Raw genomic sequence first — 19,499 nt, 5'->3', positions numbered from 1 at the left:
ACTGCATTACTTTTTAGGATTAATTTGATTCATTTAATTGCGGTGCAATTGCAGGGTACAAGAATCTGGGGATTCTTTTCCATAAGCTGTAAAGCTGCCGCTAAGACAAGTTGGACCTGCTCCAGGGCTACAGTTGACCTGCACAGGCTGGCAGTCATCTACTGCCGGGTTGTGAATGTAAGCCGTAATTAAAGCATCCGCTTTACTCTCTTTTGCTGTATTGGTGCTAACAGCACCGGCACTAGCCAAAACAAATGCAGCCACAGGCAGTACAATTGCTTTCAAAATTGTAGTTTTCATAATCTTAAAATTTAAATTAATAAAATTTGATCTACTCTTTTCTACAGGTTTTCGATCATTACTCCTGCTACCGGCCGGTATCTTTTAAACTCATTATTAAGTCACTTTTTAAATTTTGATTTAAGGTTTTTTCCGTATCCATATTTGAGCAGATAATGTCCCGAAATGATATACATAGCTGAATCGGCTGCAAAAAAATTGTTCATGCGAAAGCCTTCTTCATCATACACGTAAAAACTTAGTATATAATGCTGTTTTGATATATCATATACATCAACAGCTGTGGCATGTTTCCATACATCATTCCCTTCATATCTGCCTCGGAGCAGAGAATTGACAAAAAGCAGATTATCACAAAGTGTGGTATGCCGATTAACCATATAAGGCGGCGCTGCAAGTTTAGTATCCCCCGATTGCTTTAGCTTTACCACTTTCAATTTTGCTTTGCTGGTGGTATCAATGGTATTTGCCCGATATTGAAGCTTTAAATTTTCATCTGCTGCGATATACTCGTTGCGGTAGTAATAAACATAAATCAGTTTTCGTAATGATCTGCTGTATTGCATTGTTCCATCCGTATCAAAAATCCCATCAATCTGTTTCTCTAATAAACCCTTATTATATTGTATCTCTGAACCAGTGTAATTATTACTTAAGCCCAGAATATTTTCCCCTGTATACTGCTTTTGAGTTCTGATGAATGCCTGTTTGCCATCATGGAAAATGATATCTGAAAAGCGAAATTTACCATCACTTATTACTTTTGCTTTCCATGTTGAAATAAGCCCTCTGTAAATTACCGGAACACTCCCGTCAATAACATAAAAATAGGGAGGATTTAGTCGAACTTCAACAGTCCTAAATTTGAAATTCTCACGATCCAGTGTAATGGTATGACTCTTTTTATTTTTGAAATCGGAATCCACTTCTAAGATTTGAAGCGGAGCCAGACGATTGGCTAAATATATTTTATCCTTATCGGCACCAATAATATAATACGAAAAATTCCTTAAGTCAATTCGATCAGTTTTTGCTGCACTGGCATTTGGAAAACGTCTAATAAAAGGATTTTCTTTCTCCATAATATCTTCAGAAAAAAGAAATAATGCCGTTACGAAAATAACACCTGCCAAAACAGCAATCGCAAATGGAATTACAATACGATTGCTTTTGGCATTGAGTCTTATAGCGGTAATGCCTAAGATTAAAAATCCCAAATTAAAAATTAAATGTGCAGTCCATCCTAACTTTTCTAAAATGCCTCCACAGGAACAGGGTATAAAAGAACTGAAATTTAAAATGATTACGATATAAGCGGTAAACATACTCATCAAAACTACTGCCCCCCATAAACCTAAATACCTTACTTTGGGAATACTTATAAAAATAGCCATAACAAGTTCAATTACAATTACACTAATTGAGAAAAATTCAGCATAAAGGCTTAAAATTGGAGACTGTCCCAGTTGAGTTTGAAAATTCTCAAAGTCTAATAATTTGCTCAAAGCCGCATAAACAAAAAGAAGAATGTACAGAAGACAAATTGACTCTATAATAACACTTTTAATATTGATCTTTGATTTCATTTTTTTGCACGTTTAGTAAAAAACATTAGAACTTTGAACTATCAACATCATCTGAAGATTCTTTACCTTTTTATATTTCAGTTATGTTGATTTATTACCAGGTTAAATAATACAGTAGACTAAATTTCCTATTCATTTTGTTCAGAGTCATATCCAAAGCAAAATTACAATAGACAGTAAGTGTGATTGTTATCAAAAACAAGCCAGGATTTTTCAATAACATTCAATTGTAGTTAAAAAACAGAATAAGGGGGAGTTTATAATGAAAAAGATGCCATTAGAAATTATTTTTCTAATGGCATCAAGTAATTGTTGATTTTTAAATGTCGCTACTTTATTGCATCACCAAGGACACTCAGTTTTTCACTCAGTTCAATAAGCCCTGCTTTTTGTAAACATTCCTCCCCTAAGAGTTTTAATTCCTGAAGGTTTTCTTCTTGAATAGTTGTCATAAGAATCGATGGTTTATCATTGTCCTTAGCAGATAATCCACGTTCAATAACATGATTTAATAACAATACATTTTTTCGTGAAATTTTCAAATCAATCTTCACTACATCATTCATGCTTGGGATACTAAGAACAGTATCCAAAACCTTGGCCACATCATTTGTTGTCATAATCTTCACGTTTTTAATTAATAAATTATTAATACAAAGATATAAAGGCAGTCTTAAAGTGTCATGGACATAATATGTCCATCATAGGTAAAATCCATTTCGCTTACTTAATTTTGTCTCTGAATTAAACAGCAAAGACCAAAATGAGCAATCAAAAACCTTCCTTAAAACAGTCAGGATTTTGTTGTTTTAAAATTGGTTTACTGCTTTGAAAGAGCACGTTTTTCAATCTAAAATTCGGAAGATAAATTGGCATAATAGATACCCGGTTATAATAGTTCTGAATTTTATACAGAGTGCACTTTCCTTGAGTTCTAAAAATAAAATGAAATAGATTTTACAAAAAATATTAAAAATTGAATGACTGTCTTTATAGTGTATTGAGTTCTGGCAACAATACAGTTAAAATATCAAATTGTCCAAAAAGAGGTAATAATTGGATATTTTGAATTTTTAAAATCTTAGAAAATACCAGAATGTCTAAAGAACATTAAAGTATCAGTAGGATTGCCACGTTCCTGCAATCGGCAAGATGTCCTGTTGTTAAACAACAGCCTTCTTGCTGCTCTGCACTCGGGACTCGTGAGCAGTGATTGCGGAAGGATAAAAAAAGTTTGACAACAATCAAAAAGAGAGATGATGAAAAGAGAAAATTCAAACAGAACACGCATTGTCGGGTTACGTTTTACACCCGAAGAGTATGCGAAAATTGAGAAAAAATGGAAAGCCAGTACCTGCCGTAAGCTGAGCGATTACATTCGCAAACACCTATTTGAGAAATCTATAAATACCATTTACAGGAACCAGTCTTTAGATGATATGGTCCATGAAATGATGCCGTTGTTCAAGCAATTAAATGGTATTGGAAACAACTTCAATCAGGCAGTAAAAAAACTACATACCCTAAATCAAATTCCGGAATTTAAAGTATGGATAATAAATGCTGAACTGGATAAAAAAATCCTTTTTGACAAGATTGATGAAATCAAAAATTACATCCGGAAAATCTCCGAAAAATGGTTGCGATCATAAAAACAGGATACGCTATCCATAAGGTTTTCTATTACAATGAAAACAAAGTAAAAGAAAATGTGGCCCAGTGTATAGGTGCCGGAAATTATCCCATTGATGTTGATAAAATGAGCCTTCCTTTGAAACTGAACCGTTTTTTAAAACAGCTGGAACTAAATGAAAATGTAAAGCGAAACAGTGTACATATTTCAATCAACTTTGATCCTTCTGAAAATCATTCCAAAGAAAAATTAATGGCTATCGCGGATAATTATATGGAAAAAATCGGATTTGGCCAGCAGCCCTATCTGGTATATCAGCATCACGATTCCGGACATCCGCACATCCATCTGGTCTCCATAAATGTGCAAAGGGATGGTAAACGAATTGACATGCAAAATATTGGTAAAAACCGATCTGAACCGGCAAGAAAAGAAATCGAAGAACGCTTTGGGCTTATGAAGGCGCAAGGGAGGAAAACCAGTACTGATTTACAGCCAAAGTTAATTATCTCAGGAAAGATTCAATACGGGCGAAACGACTCAAAAAAGGCTATTACAAATGTACTGGATCAGGTGCTGTCATCCTATAAATATACCAGCTTTCCAGAGCTCAATGCCGTGCTCAAACAATACAATGTTTTAGCAGACCGGGGCAATGAAGATTCAAGAATGTTTAAAGCAAAAGGATTAATGTACCGGATACTGGATGATGATGGTAAACCTATCGGAGTCCCCATAAAAGCCAGTCTCTTTTACAACAAGCCGACACTGAAATTTTTAGAGGAAAAATTTGCATCCAATACCGCAAATAATGTCTCAGATATAAGAAGGGTAAAAAACGCCATTGATATGGCATTTTTCAAAGCGGAAATATCACTTACTGATCTGGTTCAACTACTGCAAAAAGAGGGAATCAATACTGTATTTAGAAAAAACCCAGAAGGATTGCTTTATGGAATTACCTATGTCGATCATACCACAAAATGTGTTTTTAATGGCAGTACGCTGGGTAAACAATACAGTGCCAAAGCAATACAGGAACGCTGCGCATCCATTAATCCGTCTGAGCAAAAAACGGCAAATTTGGTTAGTAAAAAATTACACAAAATCACATTTGAAACGCCTAAGTCGGAAATCATTGCAACGCTGTTTGGGGATGATCTTCTGGATAACAAATACATAGGATCCAGCACTATAATGGGGCAGTTAGCAGAGATGCTCATGCAATCTGAACAGACAGCTAATTATCTGCCGTACGAGCTGAGAAACAAAAAGAAAAAAAGAAAAGGACATTCTAATAATCGATAAAACTTGAAATCATGGCTATGCAGACAGGAGAAAACGAACAGGCACTGAGAAAGATCTTGGATATGACAAGACTCATCAGCATCATTATTTTAGTAATCCATTTTTATTATTACCTCTACGCGGCTTTTCGGACCTGGCATCTTGTAAGCGGCTTTAGTGACAAAATAATGGGTAATATTTACCATACAGGACTATTCAGTAATTTTCATAAATCCAAACTCTTTGCTCTGGGATTTTTAATCATTTCTTTAATTGGAGCAAAAGGGCGAAAAGATGAAAAACTAAATTATAAAACAGCTTTTGCCTACATCATTACGGGGATCCTTATTTATTTTATAAGTTGTCTCTCATTATACCTGAAAATAGAATTAGTTCTGGCAGCAATTGCCTATATGATCCTAACTTCCAGCGGCTTTCTTCTGATGCTTTCCGGAGGTACTTTATTATCACGTATTATAAAAAACAGGCTCAACAGCAAGGATATTTTTAATAACGAAAATGAAACTTTTCCCCAGGAAGAAAGATTCTTGGAAAATGAATATTCCATCAACCTTCCGGCCCGATATCACTTAAAGGACAAGGTAAGGGACAGTTGGATAAATATTATTAACCCTTTTCGGGGACTCTTGGTTTCAGGTACTCCCGGATCCGGGAAATCCTATTTTGTTATTCGTCATGTGATTACCCAGCACATCCGAAAAAAATTTACCATGTTTGTCTATGATTTCAAGTTTGATGACCTGACCAGAATTGTCTATAATACCTGGCTAAAATACAAACATCTCTATCCGAAATTACCACAGTTTTATGTCATTAATTTTGATGATTTGACCCGTACCAACCGGTGTAATCCCCTAGAGCCGTCAGGGATGAGTGACATCACGGATGCTTCAGAATCGGCACGTACTATTTTACTCGGACTCAACAGGGAATGGATCAAAAGACAGGGTGATTTTTTTGTAGAGTCACCGATTAATTTTCTATCGGCCATAATATGGTATTTGCGAAAATACAAAGACGGCGAATTCTGCACCCTTCCTCATGTAATTGAACTCATGCAGGAAGACTATGACAGCCTTTTTACCCTGCTTAGGACTGAAAAAGAAATCGAAGTCCTTATTAATCCCTTTGTGAATGCCTACCTAAATAATGTAATGGACCAGTTGGAGGGTCAGATTGCATCAGCAAAAATTGCCATGGCACGGCTTTCCTCGCCACAATTGTATTATGTTTTATCAGGCAGTGATTTCACATTGGACATCAATAATCCTGAAGATCCCAAGATTGTATGTATGGGCAATAATCCTCAGAAAATCCAAATATATGGAGCTGTATTATCACTGTATGTTAACCGATTGGTAAAGCAGGTGAACCAAAAAAAGAAACAGAAAAGCAGTCTGATATTCGATGAATTCCCAACTATTTACCTCAACAATATGGACAGTTTGATTGCTACAGCCCGAAGCAATAAAGTAGCAACTTGTTTGGGTATTCAGGATTTTAGCCAGCTGCGTAAAGATTATGGACGGGAACAGGCCGATGTGATTATGAATATTGTTGGAAACGTTGTCAGTGGACAGGTAACAGGAGATACTGCCAAACAATTATCGGAACGTTTTGGGAAAATTATGCAGGACAGGGAAAGCCTTTCCATTAATAGCGGAGATACTTCAATCAGCCGGTCCAAACAATTGGAATCTGCAGTACCGCCGTCCAAAATTTCCGGACTGAGTTCCGGTGAATTCGTGGGAATGGTAGCGGATGATCCGGACTGTAAAATTGAACTCAAAACATTTCATTCGGAAATAATAAATGACCATGAAGCATTGAAAAAAGAACAGGATGGGTATGTCGATATTCCTATTATCCGTAAAGTCGATAATTCCATGGTACAACGCAATTATCTGCAGATAAAAAAGGACATCAAAGATATCATTTATGCTGAGAAAGAAAGATTGTTAAATGATATTGAACTGAGCCATTTAGTAATTAAGAAGTAATAAGAAGGGAAAAATTAAATCTAAGAAAAATGATAGAGCAACAATTTACCGATATTATCCAATTAATAAAGCAATCAAGATCAAATGCTATTACAGCAGTTAACACTGAAATGATTAATCTCTACTGGAATATTGGGCAGTACATTCACAATCGTATCGAAACAGCGCAGTGGGGAAAATCAATAGTCAAAGAACTGGCTGATTTTTTACAGAAAAGCGAACCAGATTTAAAAGGGTTCTCCGATGCGAATCTTTGGCGCATGAGGCAGTTTTATGAAATCTATAAAGATACACCAAAACTCGCACCACTGGTGCGGGAAATTAACTGGACAAATAATCTGATTATTTTTTCAAGATGCAAAACAGTAGAAGAACGAGAGTTTTACCTTATCTTCTCTAAAAGGGAAAACTATAGTAAACGAGAACTCGAACGCCAGATTTCCTCCAGCCTTTTTGAAAGAACAATGATCGGAAATTCAAAACTCGCACCACTGGTGCGGGAAATACACACGGATCTCAATAATACTTTCAAAGACAGTTATATTTTTGATTTTTTAAATCTTTCTGACCCCTACAGTGAGAGCGAATTACAGCAGGGACTAATCAAACAGATGAAGAATTTTATTTTGGAATTAGGGAAAGATTTTATCTTTATCGATCAGGAATATAAACTCCAGGTGGGCAATACTGATTTTTACATTGATCTTTTATTTTATCACAGAGGACTGCAGTGTTTAGTTGCTTTCGAACTAAAAGTAGATAAATTTAAACCGGAACATTTAGGACAGCTGAATTTTTATCTCGAAGCATTGGATCGGGATGTTAAGAAACCTCATGAAAATCCAAGTATTGGGATATTATTGTGCACCGATAAAGACAGCAAGGTAGTGGAGTATGCTCTTAATAGGAGTATGTCTTCTACTATGGTTGCTGAATATAAGATTCAGCTTCCCGACAAAAAATTACTGCAGCAAAAAATGCATGAATTACTGGAATAGAGATGATTCGCGGTTCATGCTTTTTGAAATTGGATTTATTAAAAAGTGTCCGATGATTCAAATCTTAAATACAAAAACGTAAAAATTAAATTTTGCCAGCGAAAGGTTGAAAATTGCAGTTAAATTTGTACTTGTTTAAGCAGCCATCCCAACAGATTTTAATTATGAAAAAATGCCTTTTATGCCAAGAAAAAGAAGCTGATAAAACAGGTTCCCACATAGTCCCTCATTTTTTAATGAAACGAATTGACAACCAAAACGGGGCAAAAGGAAGGGATAAGGAGTTAGGATTTGTTATAGGAAAACTGGAAACCAAGGGTTATTTTGGTAGAAATATACTCCCTGAAGACTTAGAGAAAATTTATGGAGAGGTTGACGAGCAGTTAATTGAAAATAATGATATTTCTCTTGTAGTAGACCATTTTTTCTGTTCTGACTGTGAAAAAAATTTAGGAAATCTGGAAAGCCTGTATGCCGTAAGTTTAAATAAAACAGCAGATCATGACACCACTTATAACAGTATTGAAAAGGAAGGTATTGGTTTTTTGTTTTGGATTTCAATTCTTTGGAGATTGTCCATATTAGAAAAGTGCGGAATTAAGCTTAAAGAAAAGGAAGAAAGAAAACTAAGAAGAATTTTAAAAAAGTACCTGACTGATGATAATTTCGTCACTTCTGATGAAGACTTGAAGAACATAGGATACAAATTAATAAGGGCGGCAAATTATAAGCAGGTACCTCATACATACCTTCATTGCTCAGGGTTCAATATTAGACCATATTCAATAATGGTTGATGAGTTTATTCTATTTTTCTATTTTAAAACCACGTATTTGAAAGCTATGGAATGTACGTTTTACGGTTCAGAAATTTTAATAAAAAAAGCGGAATATAATACAGCTTTTGCGCCAGAGAGGATATTGTCAATTAAGGAAAGTGAACTGCAGGAAATTATTCAAAATCTTGTCAACCATATTGCATCTTTACGAATGAACGAATATGCTCAAATCCTTGATCAATTACACCAAAAACTAGGTGGTAAAGGAAAAATGGATGTAAGATTAAAGCAAAAAATATTCGATAACATTGCGGCAAGCGAGGAACCCATTGGCAAAAAATATAGTTTTGAAAATATTAGAAAAATTATGGTAGCGACTATTATGGAAGATAACTAAGGCGCAAAAAGGTTACAATTATTTGGACTTTCCATACCAGTTTTCCGGATAGAGCCGCTTACCTGAACGTAATTGGTTATAGTAGTTTAGAGCATTATTTCTTATCCATTTGTTGGGGGTTGAAGGAGATTTATTTGATATTAGAACGACATTTTCTTTAGTTTTTAAACAGAATTATTTTTATGTACATTCGTCTTTTAATTCCCTTTTAATGAAACAACAAATCAAAGAAATTGATCAATGGGTTGACATAAGAAGCAGTTTGAATAATTCTTATGATTACTCAGGGCAGTGGAATATCGCTGTAATGATTTTTCAAAATAGAATTCTAACAAAATATTTTAATGCAATCAACAATCTTATCCATCCCAATACCAAAGAAGGTGAGGGTTTTGCAATAGTAACTCTGCAGTGTGCGCTAATTGAAATGTTTGCCGCGTTTAAAAAAGGAGCAGTTTACAACCATGGCTTAACTCCTAACAGTCCTGCATATGAATACAATAACAGCAGTTTGCTGTTTACAGAATTCCTTACTACGGCTGCAATTTTTGAAGGAATTTTTCATGCGAAAGACAAAGCAGGAAATCCCAGAAATACTCCTTTTAGTGCAGCATCTTTTTATGCCCATGTGCGATGCGGATTAATGCATGAAGCCAAAACAAAAGGAAGCTGGCATATTAATGCCACTTCAAATGATAATCCGTCAGATCGAAAATTTATTAAACAGAAACAGAAGGGGAATGTAATATACAGGACCTTGCTTCAATATGCATTGGAAGCGTATTTTAGAACATATTTAGGCGACTTACAAAATCCTGATCCCGCCTACAATCCCCTGCGAAGAGTTTTTGCCAGAAAAATGGATAACCTGTATGATCTTAAGGATAACTTCGAATGGTGGGCACCTTGAGACGTCCCACTTTGCAGTACCTCTTAATAAATAAATGACACTTCAAATGCCGATACAAAATAAAATTTCTGATTTCTTCTACACTGATGCGCATGAATTTCTAAAGCGTTATGAAATCTTAAACGAGCATGCTTCTCATTTAGGCAATAGAAGCAAATTACTCGTTGATTTGTGCTTTGCCTTGGAATGCGCTTTAAAATCTTTGATCTTTCTTGAAACCCGTATAGATGTAAAAGAAGCGTATAATAAAGTAAAAACGCACAAGCTGGCAAAACTTGTTGATCTGCTTGAGCCTGACTCGAAAATAAAATACAATGAAATCATTACAACAAACCTTGAACAATACCAGGTATATCTTCGATATCAGCTCGAAAGTGAAATTGATTTTAGAAATGAAACAGGAATTCTCGATAATCGGTATTATTCTACTATCGTTAATCAGCAGTGGCTTGATAGTATTTACCATCAGGTAAACAGCTTACTGGAATATATAAAAAGTCGTAATCCGGTTGATTTGACACCAATTAGTATTGCAGATATTAATGTGGAGGAAGAAATGGAGAAACACAGGACATTAATCAATCTTCGAATCCGAAATTAATTTAATACATAGATATTAATTCCCTTTATGTATAAACGCGGGGAATTAATTGTTTAAGTAACTTTTATAAATTGAAAGTTAAAGTCTATACTCAATCCCTCTCCTTTTCAGAATAGTGCTTTTTCAAAAGAAAATATAAGTTATTTCTTTAAGCAGCAAAGAATCCTTTTGCAAATGAAATAATGCGTAATCCCCATATAAATAGTATTTTAAAGAAAGGAAAAATGTCTTTTTTATATTTTTTAGTTATCATATATAACTCTATTTTCTCCAGTTTATTTGGGATATAGTCGGGACTGGTCAGTACAATAAAGGTTAAAAAATCTTCACCTGCCTCTTTAATGTGATGATACTTTACTTTACTGGGATTTTTAAAAACAGACCGGATAAAAGGTTTCTCATTTTGCTGGTTTTCAATGGTGTCGGGAAAAATCACAAAATGGATCTTCCCATCTGATGACTGTGAAATTATTAATGCTCCGCCATCTATCACCTCAAGTTCGCTTTTCATCAGTTCACCTTCTTTGTCAAACTCTTGCTGAAATCTTCCTGATGGTCTTTTCCCAATGTAAAACTGTATAAAGTTGGAGAAATTTGTAGTTCTTAGAAACATCACATCCTGCTCATCAATTATATACAGAGAATCATAATACTTTATCTCAGAAGCTGTACTTATGATCTGTGAAAAAATCTCTCTTGCAAGTTCACGTAACGAACTCCAGTCTCGTCTGGCAGCATGGGCCTTCTGTAGGCTTTGTGTTTTTTTTCTGTTGAGATTCTTCAAGAGGTTTTTCATTTGATAGATGCTAATGTTTCGACGAGGGTTTTTTCAGTCTGCTGTAAATGTAAATAGAAAGTATAAATATTTCATGAATCACGGAATATAAACTGTAAAGCTACATTTTATATTTCCCGGGATTCATCTTGTTATCCCGTCCTGACTACTTTGTTGCTCCGTTTTTTTCTGCTTTAAGTGTTAAATATTTATTTTCCTGCAGGATGCCCGCTGCTTTATTTTCCTCGTTGTCCTTAAAATAAAATCACTTTAAGGCGCATTCAAATCAAAAGGCCTCATCCGTTCAAAACGCTTGATCATTTCTAAAGGAAGTTGTAGGTTATCTCAGGCAGTTTTCACTCGAAACGGACTAAAAGGGCAGCTAAGATAGTGACTTCAGCATGCCCTGTGCGCATAATGGCGGCGCTCCCCTTGCCACCCTTCGGGACTTATAGCACCTGTGCATCCTAAAGCCACTGGAATCTTGCTTTCTTTTTTCCCGTTTTTCGTTTTGAAAACATTTTTTGTGGGAGCAGGATCAGAGAAAGTAACCAGTAGTAATCCTTAAAAATTAAAATTATGGAAATCACAGGACGAGTAACAGCAGATGCATCAGTTCAAAAAGTGAACAATGACAAACAAGTGGTCAATTTCAGTATTGCCATCAATGACAATTACAAGCCAAAAGGCAGTACCGAAGTAAAGCAAGTCGTTACCTATATCGACTGCTCCTATTGGCTGAATACAAAAACAGCACAGTGGCTTAAAAAAGGGACACTCGTACAGCTCTTTGGGCGTATTGGCATGAATGTCTACAATAACAGCCAAGGCGAAGCAGCAGGCACGCTGACCTTTCACACCAACAACATCAAGATTTTGGTTTTTCCCAAAAAGACAGAAAGTAATACAGCCAATTCAGTAGTAAAGAAAAAGAAATCAAAAAAAACTGCAGACGTACCTTTTTAACAGCATCACAATCATTTAAAACTTAACATCATGGCACACAATATCAATTACAACGAGAAGTGCGGAAAACACAGTTTTTTCAGTACTAAGCAAAAAGCATGGCACAATTTGGGGCAGATTATTACCGATTACCCCACAAGCGCCCAGGCAATTCAGCACGCAGGTTTGGATTATGAGGTGGAAAAACGCAAACTGTTTACAGCCGGTTCTGCCGAAATTATTCTGGATAAACAAATCATTCTGAGTAAAATAGAAGTACCAAATTACTTCAGTACGGTGCGAACCGATAATGATGCCGTACTGGGTGTAGTGGGCAAAGACTACCAAATTGTACAAAACAGGGATGCCTTTTCTTTTTTTGACAGCATCGTTGGCGGTGACGGTATCCTGTACGAAACCGCAGGGGCACTCGGGAAAGGGGAACGCATCTTTATAACGGCAAAATTGCCAGATTATATCAGGGTTGGTAACGATGATTTGATTGAAAAATATCTTTTCCTGACCACTTCCCATGACGCAAGCGGAAGCATTACCGCAGCATTCACCCCCATACGTATCGTATGCAACAATACCCTGAATGCCGCTATGAACAATAAGACCAATACTGTTCGTATTCGCCATACCTCCAATGCCAAACAGCGTTTGGAACAGGCGCACAAAGTAATGGGTATATCCGATATGCTCTCAGCGCAGATGGAATCCATTTTTAACCATTGGACAAAAATCCGAATCACGGACAATGAAGTGAAAAAACTAATACAGTCCGCCCTTGTTCCAAGTAAAGAAGTGCTTAAAACCATACAGGAGGGTAAACAAGACGAATTATCTACTTGTTTTACCAATATGGTCGATAGCGCATTTGAATACGCTATGAGCAACCCAACACAGCTTATGGATACCACCAAAGGGACTGTATTTGGGGCCTACAATGCCGTAACGGGTTATTTCCAGAATAGGAGAAATTACAAAAGCGATGAAGCCAAATTAACGTCCCTTTTGATGGGGGGTACAGCACAGATTCGCACGCAGTCCGCTTTTAACCTCTGCGTGGATTTTGCCAGTAAAGGCTCAGATGCCTTAAATCTTAATTAGTAATCAGGCAGGTATAACCTGCCTGTCCTTTTAAACCCTGACATTATAATACAAATAGAAGATAAAAACAAAGAAAACATTGATATATCCAATTTAGCCGAAGCAATAAAAAAGGCAGATTATTTCAGGAATGTTTCCCATACCGATAAACGCTTTGAAAATTTTGACCACAAACAACAGGCATAGTAGCAGGATAATTATTTTACTGATTATAAAAACCTAAATAATTGACCATAATTTGATTTATTACAGCATAATCAAATGTCACTTTATAATCTTCCCTGCCACTTATAACTTATTTTTCATTTTGGAAGCTTCTTTTATATCTATTTCCATTCTGATTTTATCCCTGTGCAGCCTTCCAAAATCCCGCAAAGCATTAATAACGGGTTTAATCGATTGGCTGTAAGGGGTCAGTTCATACTCCACCCTGAGAGAAGAGGTACTATAATTCTTTTTTATTATAAACCCGTGCTGTTCCATATCTTTTAATTCCTGGGAAAGAACTTTCGAAGCAATCTTAGGTATGCCTTTTTTTAATTCTCCAAACCTTTTATTCCCGCTGATTAAAGCCACTATAATATGAATACGCCATTTACTGCTTATAACATATAAGGTGTCAAGCACAGGTCCTATCTCAGACTTACAGACCCCTGCTATCCACTTCGGATCCTGTTCATTGTTTTTTGTTTCCATATATAATTTTTATCAAAAGACAATTATCTTACTCTTTTTCTACCCACATTAACTTTTCATTTACAAATATAATTAACTAGTCAATAACACTTACAAACCTCTATTTTTTAGCATTATTATCATTTAAAGTAAAAAAAGTTTTTTGGCACTCCGGCCAAAACCCAAAAAAGAGCTGTCCTTTCGAACAGCTCTTGAGGGCTTTTATAAATATCTACAAGTCTTTCTTTTTTTTTGTTTACTAATTCAAAAAATCTCAAACGAATAAAAAGCCCCAATTCTCAACTATCTTTAATTTATACTTTCGTTCTCAAGGGAATCGATTTGTAATAAAACGTCATTATAATGATATTTTGTAGCAGTATCCTTGATCTTAGGCAATACTAATTTTATTTTATTTTTTAAAGACTTTAATTGCGATGTTATAATACCGCTTATGGGATTAAAACCTCTAAATGGACTAGTCGATAAATTTTCATCCTCTACGGCTTTAACCAGGGTGGCAATATATTTTTGCTGCAGCCCCATATGAAAAGTGCCAACTGTAGCAGCGGTGGAAAGCTCCGGCCAGATACCCTGATCCAGATCTTTAAAAAAATCACGCGGTGTGTAGGTTTTCTCACCATACAGCAAGGCTGCATTTTCAAGGTTAATAAGCTTTTGCAGTTCAAGCAGGCTTACTAAGACACCGTCTGAAACAAGCGATGTTAGCTCACCCCTTGTAGGGCTCCAAATCTTATCCCTAATTTGGGCAGGCTGTATCCAAAGTGGCTCTTTGGCAAAGACTTCTCTATTCAAATAGGCCATAGCTTGCTGCTGTTTAGTCTTTGGAATAAGATAAAAAATCCTGGTCGTATCCCCTGCCGCCTTATTATTATAATACCCTTTGCCGATTGTATTGACAACATGGGAATGATATATGGAAAGCTGGGTTAGCAGACCTCCGTAATTTCTTCTTAAGCCGTTCCCTGAATTTATGGCATACTGATCGCCTGGCATCTCGGACCATTGCAGTAAATTAGCTGCTATCCTTTTAAGATTTTTTATGCCATAGGTATTCGCTGTGATGACATCATCACTTAAATCCTCACTTTGAGATCGGGAATCTTTTAAATCACCAAAAACTATTTGCTCTCCATAAAACAATCTGGGGCTGACCCTTAAAATATCGGTAGTTTTTTTGAACAGCATCTTTGTTTCTTCATTGAGGTCCTTTATATCAGGATACATGCGATAGCCCCATTCAATAGCCCATTTATCATAGTCCCCAACTCTTGGAAAAATACCTGCTTTGGAAATATTATCTTCAGGCTGTGCTACATAATTAAATCGGGCATAATCCATAATTGACGGTGTGTGACCGTTTTCTTCAACCCATTTTTTATCACGCAGTTTCTCTACCGGAACTGTTGATGACGAACCAAAATTATGTTTTAGCCCCAAGGTATGTCCAATTTCATGGGAGGAAACAAATCGAATTAATGCACCCATCAATTCAGTATCAAATTCCGGCTGCTGCGCACTTTTGTCAATTGCACCGGCTTGAAGGAAATACCATTCGTGAAGCAGTGTCATTACATTATGGTACCAGCTTACGTGAGAAGCAATTATTTCACCGCTTCGTTTATCACTGACATGCGGGCCCATCGCATTGGCCATAGTGGAGGGCTTGTATACAATTACGCTGTAACGGGCATCGTTCATGTTCCAGTCCTTATCCTCTTTAGGTACTTCAATGGCTTTAATGGCATTTTTGAAACCCGCTTTTTCAAATGCCGCCTGCCAGTCATTGACACCTGCTATAAGATACGGAACCCATTTCTTTGGTGTTGCCGGATCAATATAAAAAACAATTGGCTTTAAAGGCTCAACAAGTTCACCTCGCTTATACCTTTCTAAATCCTCAGGTTTTGGTTCTAGTCTCCAGCGCGAAATCTTAAGGGCCATTTGGACCTGTTTTGGATCCTTATCAAAATCATAATTAAAAGGTGTAAAATATCCTATTCTGGAATCACTGTAACGTTCTTTCATTACCTTTTTTGGCAATAACAGAAATGAAGTATTCAGAACAACTGTCATGGTGCTGTCTTTTGTTCCGATACCATACGTTTTATAGGCCTGTATTTCTGTATTGATTGGAAAAGACTCAATCTTGTCAATATAGGACTTATCTGCCTGAAAAGGCTTTTGACCAAATGAATTACCTGAAACAAGTTTGTTATTTCCCGATAGAAAATCAGTTACATCAATTAAAGTAGAAGCCTTTTCTTTCCCATAGGCCTTAACATCAAAAGCCATCCTTACACCGGGAGTACTGTTCATCTCTACAGCTCTTTTCATTCCGTTTTTAGTAGAATCCTCCGATCGGTCAAAACTCTCCGTACTGGTAATAAGAATCTTTCTGCCATTACCTTTTTTGAAAATAATGGTATTTTCTCCCAATTCTTCACCCGCAAACCCCTCTTTGTTCTTGTTTATGGCAACAGATGATTTTACAAGACGATTCAATATCAGGATCGGCTGATTTAAAATAGAATCCTTAATTTCAAAATAATACCGGTCCTTAACCGTATATACATTTATAAGACCCATAACACTCTTCGCTTCAGGGGTAATAAGCACATCAAAGGGAACCGGTTCGCTTACCTGGCTGGGAACAGTCCCTGAAGGCGCAGGCGCAATAGCCTGGGCAGCCAGAAAAAAAGGAAATAGCAATACAGCTAAAACGATATAAATATTTTTATGTAACATAATGTTTTTCTTCAGATTAGCTTAGTATTCTACAGTCTCTTTTTCCCAATATTCTACACTTCCCTGCTGGATGCTTTTCTTCGCGTTTGGATCTGAAGGCAGCGCAGGCGCCGGGGGAGTAACTACTCTTTTGGGATTCAGAAGGAAATTTGTTTTTGCCAGTAAATCCAGATAATGGTCCCTTGTATTCTTGTCTGCGGAAATCTTCGCTGAATTGCTTATTTTTTGTTTTAAATCAATAAGATGCCCTCTGACCAGTGCAATGGTATTGGTATTCATGACATCACGAGGCGTATCGATAACCATACCCAATGATTTTAAGTACATTTTTTGCAATAGCATATGATAGCTGCTTACCTTACTGGAAGTGTTTAATTCAGTCCAGACCCCCTTATCAAGATCATTTAGATACGAAATCAATGTATAGGTTTTATCGCCACCAAAACGTTCTGCCGTTGCATTTATATTTTTAAGCTTTTTAAAATCCAGTATTCGTGATAATAGGTTTGTACCGGTTAAATACATATCGTTATTATACGGAATATCCAAAGTGAGTTCTGATGTTGGATTATTTATAAGCCATTCAGGACCTTTTTCAAACAATTCAGACCTGTAAAATGCCATTGCGGCTTTCTGCTTCTCTAAAGGCACACTGCTGAATACCTTCTGGGTAGATCCCGGATCCTGGGGATTATAATAATAAGTGCCAAAAAGACTCGATACATTTTCCACATAAATATAATATTGGCCTATCAGACGGCTTAAATTAACACCAAGCTTACCTCCACTGGTTGAATATATTTCCAGCTCATTTTGGTTCCATTTAGGAAGTTTGTTTATTACTGTTCTCAAATTTTTTATCCCTAATTTACTTGCCTCAACAATATTATCACTCAGGTTATTAGGCTGGTTGCGGGGGTCCCAGACAACCTCATCCAATTTAACCTGTGCGCCATAGTATAATTGTGGGTTCACGCGCAGGCTGTCGGTGATCATTCTGCGCAGAAAATTGCGCTCTTCAATTGGATTTTTCATCTTAGGAAAAATTCTGTATCCCCATGAAATAGCCCATTTGTCATAATCCCCTACACGTCCTAAAATCCCATCTTGCGAAATATTATCCTCAGGTTGTGCCACATAATTAATCAGTGCGTTTTGCATAATAGAAGGGCTTATCCCATGTTTTGCAACCCATTGCTTATCTCTCAGCTTTTCCAGGGGAACCGTCGATGCCGCCCCGGCATTTGGCAGAAGTCCTAATGAAAGTCCTATATGACCCGTAAGTTCTGCACTAAGGAGTTCACCCATCAGCTCATTGCTGAACTGGCTGTTTTGAGCTCTTTTGTCAATGGTTCCCGCCTGAAGCACATAATTATTGTACAACTCATTGAGTACATTATGGTTTATTTCTATATTGGCCTGCAAAATCTCTCCGCTTCTTGGATCTATCACAAGCTTATGTATAATATCCGATGCCAATGAAGCCGCATAATCAATAGTATTGAGTCCCCCGTTTTTTGCATTCCAGAGAGAGTCACTAAGGGTACTCTCTTTTGCATATATGGCATTTTTAAAGCCTGCCTTTTCAAATGCAGCCTGCCAGTTATTTACTGCTTTTTTAATATAAGGAACCCATTTTTTTGGCGTAGTAGGATTAATATAAAAAACAATCGGTTTTTTAGGCTCAACGACTTCGCCCTTTTCATATTTATCAAAATCTTCTGCCCTGGGTTCTAAAAACCATCTGTTAATGATGCCGACTTTTTTGATTCTCTGGGGATCCTGGTCTAAGTCTGTTCTTAATTGTTCACTATATCCAACTCTTTCATCAGAATAACGAATAGGCATTAGCTCCAGCGGAAGCAGTAAAAACGAGGTATTAACCTCTGTAGTAACAGCAGATTGGGGTCCATCATACGTTTTTACCGTTGATAATTCTATACTCATTGGAAGGGCTTCTATACTTTTGATGTAAGAACGGTCTGCCTGAAAGGATGCCCCCTGAAATAGTTCTTTTAAATTCCCTGCAAAAATTCGTAAATCACTATTGATATAGTCCGTTACATCTATGACAATTGATTCTTTTCCGTAAGCTTTTATTTTAAATACTGACATTACAGGCTGCAGGTCATTTATTTTCAGTGCCCTGTAAAGCCCATTATCAGAAGTGTCAGTTGCCACCTCATCATACACAAAACGTTTAATGAACAAATTATCATTTGGCCCTTTGGTAAAACGGATCTGCATACTCTCTAACAATTTTCCTGCTGAAACCTCTACTGTTCTTTGCATAAGGGAAGGCCCTTTTCCTATTCGGCTGGTGATCTGAAAATCACGGTCTAAAACTGAATATGGAATCTCAAATAAGTACCGGTCTTTTACTTTAGCAACTACAAATACACCTTTGAACAAAGTGGCGTCCGAAGTAATGACCTTATCATAGGGCTGTGGTTTGTTCACATCTGATATCGTATCAGACTTCATATTCATTTTAGCTGCTTTCTCTTTTTTAGAACTTCTTTTATCAGTCTGTGAAAAAGTACTATTAATCCCTGCAATACAGAGAAGTACCGCTGGAAGGATCCAGCTGATTTTATTTTTTTTCATATTATTTATTTGTAACGAAACCTTGGCGGTTATCTATGATAACGAATGGTAAGATGTAACCCGAATAGCATATCGAATTACAGTATTCTAATTTTAAAAAATGA

Annotated in this window: 16 protein-coding genes; 9 read left to right on the top strand and 7 right to left on the bottom strand. The window is 36.5% G+C overall.

The genetic code is table 11. The features are described from left to right. Positions 1-33: 33 nt before the first annotated feature. From FLV_RS02315 to FLV_RS02305, 3 genes are all read right to left on the bottom strand, one after another. Complete coding sequence (locus FLV_RS02315) at positions 34-300, bottom strand: DUF6520 family protein (RefSeq protein WP_243230446.1); 267 nt, start codon at positions 298-300, stop codon at positions 34-36. A 101-nt stretch (positions 301-401) separates the two neighbouring features. Beyond that, positions 402-1,886, bottom strand: a complete 1,485-nt coding sequence (locus FLV_RS02310; RefSeq protein WP_243230445.1) for a MauE/DoxX family redox-associated membrane protein — start codon at positions 1,884-1,886, stop codon at positions 402-404. A 329-nt stretch (positions 1,887-2,215) separates the two neighbouring features. After that, the gene (locus tag FLV_RS02305; RefSeq protein ID WP_262916377.1) at positions 2,216-2,506 is read right to left on the bottom strand and encodes a hypothetical protein; all 291 of its coding nucleotides are present in this window, start codon (positions 2,504-2,506) and stop codon (positions 2,216-2,218) included. Between the two features lie 639 nt (positions 2,507-3,145). On the opposite strand from FLV_RS02305, the gene FLV_RS02300 reads away from it, so the two are divergent. The 7 genes from FLV_RS02300 to FLV_RS02270 all read left to right on the top strand — a co-directional run bounded on the left by FLV_RS02300 (position 3,146) and on the right by FLV_RS02270 (position 10,511). Continuing rightward, the gene (locus tag FLV_RS02300; protein WP_317235658.1) at positions 3,146-3,538 is read left to right on the top strand and encodes a plasmid mobilization protein; all 393 of its coding nucleotides are present in this window, start codon (positions 3,146-3,148) and stop codon (positions 3,536-3,538) included. Then, positions 3,523-4,827 carry a relaxase/mobilization nuclease domain-containing protein gene (locus FLV_RS02295; RefSeq protein WP_243230443.1) on the top strand — a complete coding sequence of 435 codons (1,305 nt, stop codon included), beginning with the start codon at positions 3,523-3,525 and terminating at the stop codon, positions 4,825-4,827. The genes FLV_RS02300 and FLV_RS02295 overlap by 16 nt, the downstream gene beginning before the upstream one ends. Before the next feature lie 17 nt (positions 4,828-4,844). Continuing rightward, positions 4,845-6,827, top strand: coding sequence for a conjugal transfer protein MobC (gene mobC / locus FLV_RS02290; protein ID WP_243230525.1), 1,983 nt, complete (start codon positions 4,845-4,847; stop codon positions 6,825-6,827). Between the two features lie 32 nt (positions 6,828-6,859). Then, positions 6,860-7,825 (top strand): PDDEXK nuclease domain-containing protein, encoded by a 966-nt coding sequence (locus tag FLV_RS02285; protein WP_410745949.1) that lies wholly within the window; start codon positions 6,860-6,862, stop codon positions 7,823-7,825. 164 nt (positions 7,826-7,989) lie between these two features. Continuing rightward, positions 7,990-9,000 carry a hypothetical protein gene (locus tag FLV_RS02280; RefSeq protein WP_243230441.1) on the top strand — a complete coding sequence of 337 codons (1,011 nt, stop codon included), beginning with the start codon at positions 7,990-7,992 and terminating at the stop codon, positions 8,998-9,000. 211 nt (positions 9,001-9,211) lie between these two features. Then, the gene (locus FLV_RS02275) at positions 9,212-9,910 is read left to right on the top strand and encodes a hypothetical protein (RefSeq protein ID WP_243230439.1); all 699 of its coding nucleotides are present in this window, start codon (positions 9,212-9,214) and stop codon (positions 9,908-9,910) included. A 46-nt stretch (positions 9,911-9,956) separates the two neighbouring features. Continuing rightward, on the top strand, positions 9,957-10,511 hold the full coding sequence (locus tag FLV_RS02270; RefSeq protein ID WP_243230438.1) for a hypothetical protein: 555 nt from the start codon (positions 9,957-9,959) through the stop codon (positions 10,509-10,511). 148 nt (positions 10,512-10,659) lie between these two features. Here FLV_RS02270 and FLV_RS02265 read toward each other — a convergent pair whose 3' ends face one another. Next, positions 10,660-11,295: a hypothetical protein gene (locus FLV_RS02265; RefSeq protein ID WP_243230437.1), complete on the bottom strand. Its 636-nt coding sequence runs from the start codon at positions 11,293-11,295 to the stop codon at positions 10,660-10,662. A 570-nt stretch (positions 11,296-11,865) separates the two neighbouring features. Here FLV_RS02265 and FLV_RS02260 point away from each other — a divergent pair. After that, entirely contained in the window at positions 11,866-12,252 is a 387-nt protein-coding gene (locus FLV_RS02260) for a single-stranded DNA-binding protein (protein ID WP_243230436.1), read from the top strand. Positions 12,253-12,282: 30 nt separating this feature from the next. Continuing rightward, a complete protein-coding gene (locus FLV_RS02255) occupies positions 12,283-13,344 on the top strand; it encodes a DUF932 domain-containing protein (RefSeq protein WP_243230435.1) in 1,062 nt (353 codons plus the stop codon). A 288-nt stretch (positions 13,345-13,632) separates the two neighbouring features. On the opposite strand, the gene FLV_RS02250 is transcribed toward FLV_RS02255, so the two are convergent. From FLV_RS02250 to FLV_RS02240, 3 genes are all read right to left on the bottom strand, one after another. Further along, positions 13,633-14,040, bottom strand: coding sequence for a winged helix-turn-helix transcriptional regulator (locus FLV_RS02250; RefSeq protein WP_243230434.1), 408 nt, complete (start codon positions 14,038-14,040; stop codon positions 13,633-13,635). A 288-nt stretch (positions 14,041-14,328) separates the two neighbouring features. Further along, entirely contained in the window at positions 14,329-16,788 is a 2,460-nt protein-coding gene (locus FLV_RS02245) for a zinc-dependent metalloprotease (protein WP_243230433.1), read from the bottom strand. A 21-nt stretch (positions 16,789-16,809) separates the two neighbouring features. Next, entirely contained in the window at positions 16,810-19,395 is a 2,586-nt protein-coding gene (locus FLV_RS02240) for a zinc-dependent metalloprotease (RefSeq protein WP_243230432.1), read from the bottom strand. Between the last annotated feature and the right edge of the window lie 104 nt (positions 19,396-19,499).

This window comes from Flavobacterium pectinovorum, from assembly GCF_022802975.1.
Taxonomy (GTDB): Bacteria; Bacteroidota; Bacteroidia; order Flavobacteriales; family Flavobacteriaceae; genus Flavobacterium; species Flavobacterium pectinovorum_B.
This window is presented reverse-complemented; position numbering and strand designations above follow the sequence as displayed.